Source organism: Winogradskyella ludwigii (genome assembly GCF_013403985.1).
Classification (GTDB): Bacteria; Bacteroidota; Bacteroidia; order Flavobacteriales; family Flavobacteriaceae; genus Winogradskyella; species Winogradskyella ludwigii.
Window position 1 is genome coordinate 277,714 of sequence record NZ_JABFDF010000002.1, and the last position, 12,954, is coordinate 290,667.

The 12,954-nt window shown below is 32.6% G+C and carries 14 protein-coding genes; 7 read left to right on the forward strand and 7 right to left on the reverse strand.

Translation table 11 applies throughout. The features are described from left to right. Nucleotides 1–11: 11 nt before the first annotated feature. Nucleotides 12–2,423, forward strand: coding sequence for a penicillin acylase family protein (locus HM981_RS07245; RefSeq protein ID WP_179337976.1), 2,412 nt, complete (start codon nt 12–14; stop codon nt 2,421–2,423). Continuing rightward, nucleotides 2,423–2,779: a hypothetical protein gene (locus tag HM981_RS07250; protein ID WP_179337978.1), complete on the forward strand. Its 357-nt coding sequence runs from the start codon at nt 2,423–2,425 to the stop codon at nt 2,777–2,779. Before HM981_RS07245 ends, HM981_RS07250 begins: the two co-directional genes overlap by 1 nt. Before the next feature lie 128 nt (nt 2,780–2,907). On the opposite strand, the gene HM981_RS07255 is transcribed toward HM981_RS07250, so the two are convergent. Both HM981_RS07255 and HM981_RS07260 read right to left on the reverse strand, forming a co-directional pair. Continuing rightward, entirely contained in the window at nt 2,908–3,345 is a 438-nt protein-coding gene (locus HM981_RS07255) for a hypothetical protein (protein WP_179337980.1), read from the reverse strand. A gap of 188 nt (nt 3,346–3,533) precedes the next feature. Continuing rightward, on the reverse strand, nt 3,534–4,466 hold the full coding sequence (locus tag HM981_RS07260; protein ID WP_179337982.1) for a peptidylprolyl isomerase: 933 nt from the start codon (nt 4,464–4,466) through the stop codon (nt 3,534–3,536). A 143-nt stretch (nt 4,467–4,609) separates the two neighbouring features. Here HM981_RS07260 and HM981_RS07265 point away from each other — a divergent pair, with 143 nt between their 5' ends. Then, the gene (locus tag HM981_RS07265) at nt 4,610–5,059 is read left to right on the forward strand and encodes a hypothetical protein (protein ID WP_179337984.1); all 450 of its coding nucleotides are present in this window, start codon (nt 4,610–4,612) and stop codon (nt 5,057–5,059) included. Between the two features lie 9 nt (nt 5,060–5,068). On the opposite strand, the gene HM981_RS07270 is transcribed toward HM981_RS07265, so the two are convergent. Both HM981_RS07270 and HM981_RS07275 read right to left on the reverse strand, forming a co-directional pair. After that, nucleotides 5,069–5,410: a hypothetical protein gene (locus tag HM981_RS07270; protein ID WP_179337986.1), complete on the reverse strand. Its 342-nt coding sequence runs from the start codon at nt 5,408–5,410 to the stop codon at nt 5,069–5,071. Between the two features lie 17 nt (nt 5,411–5,427). Further along, nucleotides 5,428–7,629, reverse strand: coding sequence for a RecQ family ATP-dependent DNA helicase (locus tag HM981_RS07275; RefSeq protein ID WP_179337988.1), 2,202 nt, complete (start codon nt 7,627–7,629; stop codon nt 5,428–5,430). Nucleotides 7,630–7,717: 88 nt separating this feature from the next. On the opposite strand from HM981_RS07275, the gene HM981_RS07280 reads away from it, so the two are divergent. From HM981_RS07280 to lptB, 4 genes are all read left to right on the forward strand, one after another. Next, nucleotides 7,718–8,683, forward strand: a complete 966-nt coding sequence (locus HM981_RS07280; RefSeq protein WP_179337990.1) for a KpsF/GutQ family sugar-phosphate isomerase — start codon at nt 7,718–7,720, stop codon at nt 8,681–8,683. Continuing rightward, a complete protein-coding gene (gene tatC / locus HM981_RS07285) occupies nt 8,683–9,531 on the forward strand; it encodes a twin-arginine translocase subunit TatC (RefSeq protein ID WP_179337992.1) in 849 nt (282 codons plus the stop codon). Before HM981_RS07280 ends, tatC begins: the two co-directional genes overlap by 1 nt. Nucleotides 9,532–9,534: 3 nt before the next feature. Then, complete coding sequence (locus tag HM981_RS07290) at nt 9,535–9,897, forward strand: carboxymuconolactone decarboxylase family protein (RefSeq protein ID WP_179337994.1); 363 nt, start codon at nt 9,535–9,537, stop codon at nt 9,895–9,897. Between the two features lie 85 nt (nt 9,898–9,982). Continuing rightward, entirely contained in the window at nt 9,983–10,723 is a 741-nt protein-coding gene (lptB, locus tag HM981_RS07295; protein ID WP_179337996.1) for an LPS export ABC transporter ATP-binding protein, read from the forward strand. Between the two features lies 1 nt (nt 10,724). Here lptB and HM981_RS07300 read toward each other — a convergent pair whose 3' ends face one another. The 3 genes from HM981_RS07300 to HM981_RS07310 form a co-directional block, all read right to left on the reverse strand. Beyond that, complete coding sequence (locus HM981_RS07300) at nt 10,725–11,024, reverse strand: hypothetical protein (RefSeq protein ID WP_179337998.1); 300 nt, start codon at nt 11,022–11,024, stop codon at nt 10,725–10,727. Nucleotides 11,025–11,151: 127 nt separating this feature from the next. Next, nucleotides 11,152–12,033 (reverse strand): DUF808 domain-containing protein, encoded by an 882-nt coding sequence (locus HM981_RS07305; protein ID WP_179338000.1) that lies wholly within the window; start codon nt 12,031–12,033, stop codon nt 11,152–11,154. A gap of 38 nt (nt 12,034–12,071) precedes the next feature. After that, complete coding sequence (locus tag HM981_RS07310) at nt 12,072–12,827, reverse strand: CDP-alcohol phosphatidyltransferase family protein (protein ID WP_179338002.1); 756 nt, start codon at nt 12,825–12,827, stop codon at nt 12,072–12,074. Nucleotides 12,828–12,954: the final 127 nt, after the last annotated feature.

Below are 12,954 nucleotides of genomic sequence, written 5' to 3' on the forward strand. Positions count from 1 at the left end.
AATTCTACTTTATGAAGTATTTCAAACTGATACTATCCTTTATACTAACTGTAGGTATTTTCTACGCTCTTAACACCAAATTTGGATCTATTCCTCCAATCGGAAAATTTTTAAATCCTTATTCTGGCGTCTGGCAAAATGAAACTGACGAATCAATTAAAGGAGATATCACAATTCCAGGATTAAAAGACAAAGTTACAGTTCATTATGATGCAGAGTTAATTCCGCATGTATTTGCTCAAAACGATTTAGATCTTTATCGAGCACAAGGCTACATCACTGCAAAGCACAGACTTTGGCAAATGGAATTTCAGACTTTTGCAGCAGCAGGACGACTTTCTGAAATTATAGGAGAAGCAGCCTTAAGTTACGACAGACAAGAACGCCGTCGAGGCATGGGTTATGGAGCAGAACAAACCGTTAAAAAAATGTCTGAAGATAAAGAAACAACGGCTATTGCTCAAGCTTACGCAGATGGTGTTAACAGTTATATTAATCAATTAGATCCTAAAGATTATCCTGTTGAGTATAAATTACTAGACTATAAACCCGAAGCATGGACCATTAAAAAAACAGCCTTACTATTAATGTATATGACCAAAATGTTAGCTGGTGGTGACGAAGACATAGAAAACACCAATGCTTTACGTTTATTTGGAAAAGACCGTTTCGATTTATTATTTCCCGATTTCTTCGATATTACAGATCCAATCATCCCAAAAAATAACGATTGGAGTTATATTGATGTACCACAAACTCCAACACCAAATAGTCAGCCCGTTTTAGATTCTATTTCTGAAACTATCGATAAACCAGACCCTAATTATGGCAGTAATAACTGGGCTGTTTCTGGTGAAAAATCAACCTCAGGACATCCTATTCTTGCAAACGATCCGCATTTAGGACTCAACTTACCTTCTATTTGGTTTGTAATGCAATTAAGTACACCAAATCATAATGCATTTGGCGCCACCTTACCTGGAGCTTTAGCCGTTATTTCTGGTTTTAACCAACATATTTCTTGGGGAGAAACAAATGCCACAAGAGATGTGATTGACTGGTATAAAGTTGAATTTAATACTGATAGAACGCAATATAAATTTGATAACCAATGGAAAAATGTATCCATAAGAATTGAAGAGATAAAAATAAAAGGTAAAGAAACATATATAGATTCGGTGCTTTATACACATCATGGTCCTGTTGTTTACGACAAAAACTTTAAGTCGGATCAAGAATTAGCAGGTTATGCCATGCAATGGACAGGTCATATTCCTGGTAATGGTCAAAAAACATTTACCGAAATGAATAAAGCCAAAAATTACAATGATTATACTGCAGCGTTAAAGAATTGGGTAGCACCTGCTCAAAATTTTGTGTTTGCCTCAACTGAAGGAGATATTGCCATATGGATTCAAGGCTTGTTTCCTAATAAATGGGAAGGTCAAGGAAAATTTGTAATGGATGGCAGCAAATCTGAAAACGATTGGCAAAGTTTTATTCCACAAGCTTATAATGCACATACTTTAAACCCTGAACGTGGTTTTGTAAGTTCTGCAAATCAAACTCCGGTTGACGAAGCTTATCCGTACTACGTATTTAATGATGGTTATGAAACTTACAGAAACCGCGTAATAAATGAATTCTTTAATTCTAAAGAGAAATTTAGCGTTCAAGATTTTAAGGATTTACATAATAACAATTTTAACCTTAAAGCATCAGAATTAATGCCATATATGTTAGAAACTATGGATATTTCTAACTTAACCTCTGAGGAAAAAGAACTTTACAACATCGCTAAAGCATGGCAATACAATAATGATATGGAAGAAATTGGTCCAAGTTTATGGAGCGCTTGGTATGGTATTTTATATGATTTGGTTTGGGATGAATTTGATGTTAAAGACACAGCTATTGATGCACCTTTCACATATCAAACCATCTATCTTTTGAAAAATAATGGCGACGATGATTTTATGGATATCATTGACACACCCGAAAAAGAAACCGCAAAAGATTTATTTAAGTTGAGTTTTAGTAAAGCAGTTCTAAAACTGAACGCATGGAAAACAACAAATGGCAACCTTAATTGGGTGAACTATAAAGCTACATATGCAGGCCATTTATTACAAGCCTTACCTGCTTTTTCTCGGTTTGATATTCCTATTGGAGGAGGAAAAAATATTGTGAATGCGACATCAGAAAACTGGGGTCCTTCTTGGCGAATGATTGTAGAAATGACTTCACCTCCAACAGCTTTAGGTATTTATCCCGGAGGACAATCTGGAAATCCTGGAAGTAAATATTACGATAATTTCATAGATGATTGGGCTGCAAGCGAATACCACGAGCTTAATTTTTTACAAAGCAATACTGCAACCGAAGCTATTATTGGAACACAAATCTTAACACCAAGTAAGTAATGACTAAAAATATCATCAATTTTATAGCCACAATTGTTTTAGCATATGTACTCTCATTATTTCTACCTTGGTGGTCTGTGATGACTGCCGCTTTAGCCACATCATTATTTATTTCGCTAAAAAAAGCAGCAGTATTTTTTGTTCCTTTTTTAGCTATTGTTATATTTTGGTTTGTACTTAGTTATTTTTTAAGTAGTGCAAACGATTTTACTTTAGCCAAACGTATTGCTGTGCTTCTACCTTTAAGTGGCAATCCTTATGTATTAATGTTAGTGAGTGCCATTGTTGGTGGTTTGGCTGCTGGTATTACAGCTATCTTTGGAAAGCAATTAAGTGTTGCGCTTAAGAAAGCTTAAAATCACCTTTCTTTTATGATCAAAAGATCATAGTTACAGGAGTAAAAATACATAAGTTGAATAATTAAGGGAAGTGTAATTACCTAATAATATTAAAAATAATGTGCAGTAGCTATAAATTCATATTTTTAATTTAGCTCACCTTCAACCTCAACTAACTCGAAACTAGTTGCCCATTGCACAGCACTTTCAATAGTAGAAAAGTGTCTTATTCTCTTCTTAAAAAAGAGTTTTTCAATAACTGTATTTGCTAAACCTGCACCAGTATAACAAACAATACAATAACCTTTTAAGTTTAACCGACTTCTAAAAAACTGAAGCCAACCTGTAGGTTTTACAGAATAAGAATGAATTCGATGCGATATCAATACCAAGTCATCTCCTTTAGACTTTGCAAATTCAGAGACATCCTCAGTAATTTTTTTAGCGTGCTCTTCCCATGAAAAACTAACACCTTCATTTATTTCTGAAACAACAAAACCATCAAATATAAAAATATTACCAAAACTGTAATTTATTTCTTTGAGCACTTCATTATTTAATTCGGTGTTTTTTATACTAAGCATTAAGTAGGTTTAATCAATTGTATTACAAAGTAATAAAATATTAACAAATTATCTCATGACAATTATCATAACTTAAAAGAATAGAAAGATTCTAAATAAAAATAATATTCTAAAAATATAAAGCAAAAAAAAATCCCACAATTAAGTGAGACTTTCTTTTACTATTGTATTAAAATTGAGTGGTCTAATTATTTTACATCCATTAATTCAACATCAAATATCAGTGTTGCATTTGGCGGGATTACGCCACCTGCACCTGCAGATCCGTATCCTAAATCGCTAGGTATAACTAAACGTGCTTTATCACCAACGTTAAGTAAACAAATACCTTCATCCCATCCAGAAATTACTTGACCTACTCCAACTTGAAAATCTAAAGGAGAATTTCTTTTGTAAGACGAATCAAAAACAGTTCCGTCTGCCAATTGACCTTTGTAGTGTACTGATACTGTATTTCCTTTTTCTGCTTTTTTACCTTCACCTTTTTGGATAATTTGGTAACGTAAACCAGAGGCAGTTTCTTCAAAACCAACAGCTAATTTATCTAATTCTGCTCTTGCAGCATCACGTTCTGCAGCGATACGCTTTTCACGAGATCCTTCGAATGTTCTAAAAGCTTCAACAGCATTAAATTTTTCTGCAGCATCACCCTGTCTTACTATTTCTAAACTTTCAATAGTATCACCTTGAGCAATAGCATCTACAATATCTTGTCCTTTTACAACTTTTCCAAAGACAGTGTGCTTATTATCTAACCAATCTGTTGCAATGTGTGTAATGTAAAACTGACTTCCATTAGATCCAGGACCAGAATTTGCCATAGCTAATACACCAGGACCGTCATGTTTTAAATCAGGATGAAATTCATCGTCAAATTTGTATCCAGGATCTCCAGTTCCTGTACCTTGTGGACAACCACCTTGGATCATAAAATCTGGAATAACTCTATGAAATTTTAATCCATTATAATAAGGAGTACCTTGAGGCTTCACCGAATTTTCTAGATTTCCTTCTGCTAAAGCTACGAAGTTACCAACTGTTCCCGGAGTTTTCTCGAACTCTAAGTTTACTAATATTTCACCTTTTGAGGTGTTAAATTTTGCGTATAAACCGTCTTGCATTGTGTTTTCTTTTGTTTGAAGGTGCAAAGATAAGAAAGTTCCATTGAAGTTAAAATTGAAACGAAGTGTTTATTATTAACCACTTACTGAAATTAAAAAATTTGAGTTTTAAATTAATAAGGTTAGTTTTGAAAAAAAATTACATGGCATTTTTATCAAAACTCTTTGGCTCAAAAACTTCAGGGAATAAATCTGGCGACTCTGTTGAGGCTATTATTACTGATGTTGAAAACAAACCTTATGGTGTTTCTGAAACCAATGTGCTTTTTGCTGGTTTAAATGAATTAGGTGGTTACCACTTTTTCCAAACTGTTATTGTGGGTGAGCTCAATGTGAAATCTAAAAATGGAGCACAACTTTTCTTTAATGGTGATAATTTTAAATTAAAATTAGAATCTGATATGCCCGAATTTGAATCTGATAGCTCAGATATAAAAGGAAGACATATTACTAAGATTGATTTTCAAATTGAAGAAAGTGATGTGAAATTATTAGAGAGTGCGACACTTAAAAGTGTTCAAATTAAAGTGAAGAAACACGATCTATTATTTAGCAAGTATAATATTATTGATGCTTCTGATGAAGAGGAATAAATTCTGCAACTATTCAAAAAAATATAACGTTCGCTTAGAAAGCAATGGAATATATGTTTTCTTTAGAATTAGTCTAATTTTTTTCTCTGAATGATCTAAAATAGACACTGCAGTAATCTCATAATACGTCTTAGAGGAATACCATTTATTGAAAAAGTTTTCCTCTAATCTGTAACGACCGTCATTTTTTATTTCCTCAAACTTTACAAACTCATAGCCATAAGCTTCTAAAAAATCATTAGCTTCATCTGCTTTAAAAAACGGAATAAAAAACGCGGCATTTATGAATCCTATTACCCAAATATAAAAAGGCAATAATATAATTAACAGAACTATTATAAATAAACTCAATTGACTGTTTATAAATACTAATTCGCTACTTCACTCATAAATTTAATTCGATATAAACGCAACTCTTCGTCATCATAGTCTCCATCAAATTCTTCGATAGCTTCGTCTATTTTATCACTTTCAGACTCCATAAAGTAATCATGTATTTCTTCTTGTTGGTCTTCATCCAAAAGATCATCTATCCAATAATTAATATTTAGCTTCGTACCTGAAAACACAATAGATTCCATTTCCTTTATAAAGGCTGGCATCTCCATGCCTTTAGAAGAAGCAATATCAGTTAAAGGTAATTTTCTATCTACATTTTGAATGATGTATAATTTTATGGCAGAGTTTGTTCCTGTAGATTTTACAATCATATCCTCTGGTCGTAAAATATCGTTATCCTCTACATAGTCTGCGATTAATCCAATAAAATCTTTACCATATTTTTTAGCTTTACTTTCACCTACTCCATGTACATTAGATAATTCTTCAATAGAAACAGGATATTTTAAAGACATATCTTCTAATGAAGGGTCTTGAAAAATTACAAATGGAGGGACACCAAGTTTTTTAGCATTGCGTTTACGCAAATCTTTAAGCATTCCCATTAATTTTTCATCTGCAACGGCGCCTCCTCCTTTAGCATTGGTTATAATACTATCGTTAGAATCCTCATCAAAAACATGATCTTCTGCCATCATAAAAGATGATGGTTTACTTATAAAATCTGCACCACTGTCACTTAATCTTAAAACTCCGTAAGTTTCAATATCCTTCTTTAAGTAACGTGCAACTAGAACTTGACGGATTAACGCCATCCAATATCTCGGATCTTTGTCTTTACCTACTCCAAAGTGGTCTTGTAAGTCTGTTTTATGTGACGAAATCAGTGCATTAGAGTTTCCTACAAGTACTTGTACTAAATCTTTTGCTTTATATTTTTCATTCGTCTTTCTAACTGTTTCTAAAAGAATTTTAACATCCTCTTGCGCTTCAACTTGTTTTTTAGGATGCCTAACATTATCATCCATATCGCCACCATCACCAGTTTCGTTGTCAAATTCTTCTCCAAAATAATGAAGAATAAATTTACGTCTAGATACAGAAGTTTCAGAAAAAGCAACGACCTCTTGAAGTAAAGCATGACCAATTTCTTGCTCTGCTACAGGCTTTCCTGCCATAAACTTCTCAAGCTTCTCTATATCTTTATAAGCATAATAGGCTAAACAATGCCCTTCTCCTCCATCTCGACCCGCACGACCCGTTTCTTGGTAATAACTTTCTATACTTTTAGGAATGTCATGATGAATTACAAATCGCACATCGGGTTTATCTATTCCCATACCAAAGGCAATAGTTGCCACCACAACATCTGTATCTTCCATTAAGAACATATCTTGATGTTTTACTCGGGTTTTCGCATCTAAACCTGCATGATAAGGCACTGCTTTTATACCATTTACTTGAAGGACTTGTGCTAAAGACTCCACACGTTTTCTACTTAAACAATATATAATACCTGATTTTCCATCGTTCTGTTTTACAAAACGAATAATATCTGCATCTACATTTTTAGTTTTTGGGCGTACTTCATAATATAGATTAGGTCTATTAAAAGAATCCTTAAATGTCACTGCTTTTGGCATTCCCAAACTTTTCAGGATATCTTCCTGAACTTTTGGAGTTGCTGTTGCTGTTAATCCAACAATAGGAATATCGTCTCCTATACGTTTTATAATCGTTTTAAGATTTCTGTACTCTGGTCTAAAGTCATGTCCCCATTCACTGATACAATGGGCTTCATCTACAGCCATAAAGGAAATTTTGACTGTTCTTAGAAAGTCTACATATTCTTCTTTAGTTAAAGATTCAGGAGCTACATATAATAGTTTTGTAACACCATTAGTAATATCATCTTTAACACGTTTTACTTCTGTTTTATTTAAAGAAGAATTTAAAACGTGTGCAACACCTTCGTAATCGGATACGGCTCTTATGGCATCTACTTGATTTTTCATCAAAGCAATAAGTGGAGATACTACAATAGCAGTACCTTCTTTAATTAAAGCTGGTAGTTGATAACATAAAGATTTTCCACCACCAGTTGGCATAATAACAAAAGTGTTATTACCAGCTACGACGTTCTTTATTACTTCTTCTTGAAGCCCCTTGAATTCTGAAAATCCAAAGTGCTTTTTTAATGCGGAGTGTAAGTCAATTTCTGCAATACTCATTAATCCCTATTGGTATTTTATATACATTTGCAACAAGTTTAAAGATAACAAAATCTTTATACCTAGAAAACCTAATAAAAAATAAGTTTTGAACAGTAAGCAATCAATTTTAAAAACTGCTACATCTACCATAAAATTAGAAAGTAAAGCGATAGCTCATTTATCGGAATTACTTACTGATGATTTTGCTGATGCCGTAGAATTAATTTACAATTCTAAAGGTCGTGTTATAATCACAGGAATAGGCAAAAGTGCCATTATTGCTAACAAAATCGTTGCCACTTTAAATTCTACAGGTACTCCTGCAGTTTTTATGCATGCCGCAGATGCCATCCATGGAGACCTTGGATTAATGCTTGAAGACGATGTTGTAATATGCATTTCTAAAAGCGGAAATACACCAGAAATAAAAGTTTTAGTACCACTTATTAAGAATGCAAATAATAAAATGATTGCTATAACGGGTAATATAGAATCGTTTTTAGGGCAACAAGCCGATTTTATTTTGAACACTTTTGTAACTCATGAAGCGTGTCCTAATAATTTAGCACCAACAACAAGTACCACGGCACAATTAGTTATGGGAGATGCTTTGGCGGTTTGTTTATTAGAATTACGTGGGTTTTCGAGCAAAGATTTTGCAAAATATCATCCAGGAGGTGCGCTTGGTAAGCGACTTTATTTACGAGTGAATGATTTATCTTCTCAAAACCAGAAACCTCAAGTTGCTTTAGAAACATCTTTAAAAGAAGTTATTGTAGAAATTACGGAAAAGATGTTAGGAGTTACTGCTGTTGTGGATAATGACCAAATTGTAGGTATTATTACAGATGGGGATTTAAGGCGTATGCTAAGTAAAAGTGACGACTTTATGAGTTTGAAAGCAAAAGACATCATGAGTAAAAACCCTAGACGTATTTCTGAAGAAGCCATGGCTGTTGAGGCAAAAGAACTTATGGAAGAGTTTGGTATTTCTCAATTATTAGTAGAGCATGATGGTAAATATTCTGGAGTGGTTCATCTTCACGATTTAATAAAAGAAGGTATAATATAATGGCAAATAAGCAATTGGATGAGATGTCTTTTTTAGATCATCTCGAAGTATTAAGATGGCATTTAGTTAGAGCAACAATTAGTATTGCAATCGCAGCCACTTTAGCCTTTATTTTTAAGAGATTTATTTTTGATGTTATCATTTTTGGCCCAACACATATGACCTTCCCAACTTACGAAGGTCTTTGTAAAATGTCGCAATTTTTAGGCATGTCTGACACCACATTTTGTGCACAAGAATTTCCATTTATAATTCAGAACAGAACGGTTGCTGGTCAGTTTTCGGCACATATATGGACGTCTATTTATGCTGGTTTTATAATATCTTTTCCATATGTTCTTTATCAATTATGGAGTTTTATAAGTCCTGGATTAAAAGCTAGTGAACGCAAAAACTCTAGAGGTTTCATTATTATTGCATCATTATTATTCTTTATAGGTGTGTTGTTTGGCTATTATATAGTAACACCATTATCCTTAAATTTCTTGGCTAATTATCAGATTAGTGATCAAATTTTAAATGAATTTGATATTAGTGATGTTATTGCACTTGTCCGAACGTCTTCAATTGCTTCTGGCTTCGTGTTTGAATTACCTATCATCGTTTACTTTCTAACCAAAGTAGGCTTAGTAACTCCTCAATTTCTTAAAAAGTATAGAAAATTCGCCTTAGTTATCGTTCTTATTTTATCTGCGATTATTACACCACCAGATATTGCGAGTCAGGTTATTGTAGCTATACCTATACTATTATTGTACCAAGTGAGTATTTATATTTCTGCCGTTGTGGTTAGAAATCAGACTCGAAAAACTACAAGGGAAAATAAAAAATCAACAAACAAGTCCTAAATTATGTCTGATAGTGTAAAAGAATTTAATGATTATCGCGTTAAAATGAATGGTAAAATTTTAGCTGATAATAATAAAGTGGTTAAGCGTATTTTTAATCTCGATACTAACGCTTTTCAAGCAGGAGCTTTAGACAAAAAAACGAAAGAACTTTTAGGCTTAGTGGCTTCAACGGTTTTACGTTGCGATGATTGTGTTAAATACCATTTAGAAGCCTCTTATAACGAAGGTATAACTAAAGAAGAAATAAGTGAAGCTCTTGGTATTGCTACTCTAGTTGGTGGTACTATTGTGATTCCGCATTTGCGTCGCGCACATGAATATTGGGATGCTATAGAAGAGCACAATACAAATCCAGACTTATAATTACAAGGTTAAACTTTTAATAAATGATTGCTAAACAGAATAGAATGTATATGATTTTGTTAAATTTAGCGTTATTAGACGATATATGAAGTTACGAGCAGAACATTTAATGAAGTCCTACGGTGGACGAAAAGTAGTAAAAGATGTCTCATTAGAAGTTAACCAAGGAGAGATTGTTGGTTTATTGGGTCCTAATGGTGCTGGTAAAACCACATCGTTTTACATGATTGTTGGTATTATTAAACCTAACGGTGGAAACATTTTTTTAGATGATACTAACATTACTAAATACCCAATGTACAAACGTGCTCAAAACGGTATTGGTTATTTGGCTCAAGAACCGTCTGTTTTTAGAAAATTAAGTATCGAAGATAATATTCTTAGTGTTTTACAGCTTACTAAATTAAGTAAGAAAGAGCAACTCAATAAAATGGAATCACTTATTGAAGAGTTTGGTCTGGGTCACATTAGAAAAAGTCGTGGAGATTTATTATCTGGAGGAGAACGCCGTAGAACCGAAATAGCAAGAGCCTTAGCAACAGATCCTAATTTTATTTTATTAGATGAACCATTTGCAGGTGTAGATCCCGTTGCTGTAGAAGATATTCAGCGTATTATTGCTAAATTAACCAAAAAGAATATTGGTATTCTTATTACAGACCACAACGTTCAAGAAACTTTAGCAATTACAGATAGAACCTATTTAATGTTTGAAGGAACAATTTTAAAAGCTGGAAAACCTGAAGAATTAGCTAGTGACGAAATGGTGCGTAAGGTTTATCTTGGTCAAAATTTTGAACTTCGTAAGAAGAAGCTCGAGTTTTAATCTAATTACTCTGTCTTATTTTTTTAATTATTAAGATTATTACATATACAACGATGGCTTGTATAATTACATTAATAATCCAATATATACCCAACATATAGAGTTCTTCTTGAGCGAAAAAAGGTAAATTACTATTTATTAAACTTATAGGAAAACTGAATAAAGTTATTAGTATTCCTGAAATTGATGATAATTCATTGTGAGATTGAGACAATAAAACATCTGCTAGTCCAATTAAAAACTGAATCACCATTAGGACGAAGAAAATAGTGATGAAATATTTAAGTTTAATCCTATTCATTATTACAGTTGGTCTTTAGAACAAACTCATGTTCTTAATTTATAATAGTTCTCGTAGTCACCTAAGGACTAACTATATACAAACATAAACTATAATAGTTAAAGAAACCAAATATAGGCACTGATTTTTAATGCTTTACCGATTTCTTAGGAAGAAGACTCTTAATACCATTAACGATAAGCAAACAGCAAATACCAGCTGCAAGTCCTACTATAAAATCTCTTAAAATAGAAGGAATCTGTTCTAAGAAATGATGTAGAAATTCAATATTATGAACAAAAATTCCGCCAGCAACCAATAACAAAGCTATAGTACCAATAACAGATAAACTTTTAATTATAACTGGTAAAGCATTAACCAAAAGCGTTCCAGTGTTGAACAAAATACCAGTCTTATTTTTACTTTTTCCAATTAGTTTTAAACCAAAATCATCCATTCTAACAATTATGGCAACAATACCATAAACACCAATTGTAGCGATTAAAGCAACGACGGAAACTACAATAATCTGGGTTAATAATGGTTCTCCAACAACCGATCCTAATGCTATTATTACAATTTCTACAGATAGAATAAAATCTGTAACTACAGCCGATTTAATTTTTGCTTTTTCTAAATCTAATAATTCTTCCTCTGTAAAATCTTTTTTAAGCTCTACAGTCTCTTCTTTTGGATGTGGCACGAAAAATTCATAGATTTTTTCAGCTCCTTCATAAGCCAAATACAAACCTCCTAAAACTAAAACAACAATAACTGCCCAAGGAATAAATGCACTCATTAAAAATGCTAAAGGCAAAATTATTAACTTATTAAGCATAGAACCTTTAGTAATAGCCCAAAGCACTGGAATTTCCCTAGAAGAGACAAATCCTGAGGCTTTTTCTGCATTTACAGCTAAATCATCTCCTAAAATACCAGCCGTTTTTTTAGTCGTTATTTTAGTCATTGCAGCAACATCGTCCATTATAGCTGCTATATCATCTAGTAATGCAAAAAATCCTGAAGCCATTAGTTATAATTTTGTTATGAAAATATGAAATGAAAAATTTAAATTTTAGACCTTGACACTAAAGATAATAGTACATAAAACGCTATAACAAGTGGTATAGCTGCAAATTGAAGCACAATAAGAAGCACCACACTAATTATAAGAAAAATATAACGTATCGCATTATCTTTAAAACCCCAATTTTTAAATTTCAAAGCAAATAACTTAATGTTAGAATTTAAAAGGTAACAGCTTAAAAGTGTTAAACCGATTAAAAACCATTGGTTATAAATTATAGAATTCATAAGGTCACTATTCTGATACTCTAAAATTAGTGGTAAAGAAAGTATTACAAGTGTATTTGCTGGTACAGGTAAACCTTTAAAATAAGTCTGTTGGTCTTCATCTATATTAAACTTCGCTAAGCGATATGCAGAAGCTAAAGTAATAAGTAAACCAATTAGAGGCAGAACTGGTAATTTGAGTTGTTCCCAATGAAAAACAGTATTCCAACTTTCTGCATTAACTCCAAGATCTGGAGAATTTGTAGCATCTGCTATAAGCTTAAACATAATTATACCAGGCACTACTCCACTTGTAACCAAATCTGCTAAAGAATCTAGCTGAATACCTAATGGGCTTTGTACATTTAATTTACGAGCCAAAAGCCCATCAAAAAAATCAAAAAATATACCTAAAAACACAAAAATTGCAGCAGCAATAAAGTCACCATTTACTGCAAAAATCACAGCTATACACCCAGAAAACAAGTTAAGAAGCGTAACAATATTAGGAATGTGTCTTTTGAAACTCATAGAATTAATTTTTGTAAAAATATAAAAGTATTTGCGTCTAATCTTATATTTTTTAAAATTGAAGTAAAAGAAAACAATAAGAACATAGTTTTAGAGTTAAATAGATAGAAAAATATTATGCATCTTT

Bases quoted from the DNA above. Each gene is read 5' to 3' on its own strand.
- HM981_RS07245 (WP_179337976.1), top strand. From the start codon at position 12: ATGAAGTATTTCAAACTGATACTATCCTTTATACTAACTGTAGGTATT.
- HM981_RS07250 (WP_179337978.1), top strand. From the start codon at position 2,423: ATGACTAAAAATATCATCAATTTTATAGCCACAATTGTTTTAGCATAT.
- HM981_RS07255 (WP_179337980.1), bottom strand. From the start codon at position 3,345: ATGCTTAGTATAAAAAACACCGAATTAAATAATGAAGTGCTCAAAGAA.
- HM981_RS07260 (WP_179337982.1), bottom strand. From the start codon at position 4,466: ATGCAAGACGGTTTATACGCAAAATTTAACACCTCAAAAGGTGAAATA.
- HM981_RS07265 (WP_179337984.1), top strand. From the start codon at position 4,610: ATGGCATTTTTATCAAAACTCTTTGGCTCAAAAACTTCAGGGAATAAA.
- HM981_RS07275 (WP_179337988.1), bottom strand. From the start codon at position 7,629: ATGAGTATTGCAGAAATTGACTTACACTCCGCATTAAAAAAGCACTTT.
- tatC (WP_179337992.1), top strand. From the start codon at position 8,683: ATGGCAAATAAGCAATTGGATGAGATGTCTTTTTTAGATCATCTCGAA.
- HM981_RS07290 (WP_179337994.1), top strand. From the start codon at position 9,535: ATGTCTGATAGTGTAAAAGAATTTAATGATTATCGCGTTAAAATGAAT.
- lptB (WP_179337996.1), top strand. From the start codon at position 9,983: ATGAAGTTACGAGCAGAACATTTAATGAAGTCCTACGGTGGACGAAAA.
- HM981_RS07300 (WP_179337998.1), bottom strand. From the start codon at position 11,024: ATGAATAGGATTAAACTTAAATATTTCATCACTATTTTCTTCGTCCTA.
- HM981_RS07305 (WP_179338000.1), bottom strand. From the start codon at position 12,033: ATGGCTTCAGGATTTTTTGCATTACTAGATGATATAGCAGCTATAATG.
- HM981_RS07310 (WP_179338002.1), bottom strand. From the start codon at position 12,827: ATGAGTTTCAAAAGACACATTCCTAATATTGTTACGCTTCTTAACTTG.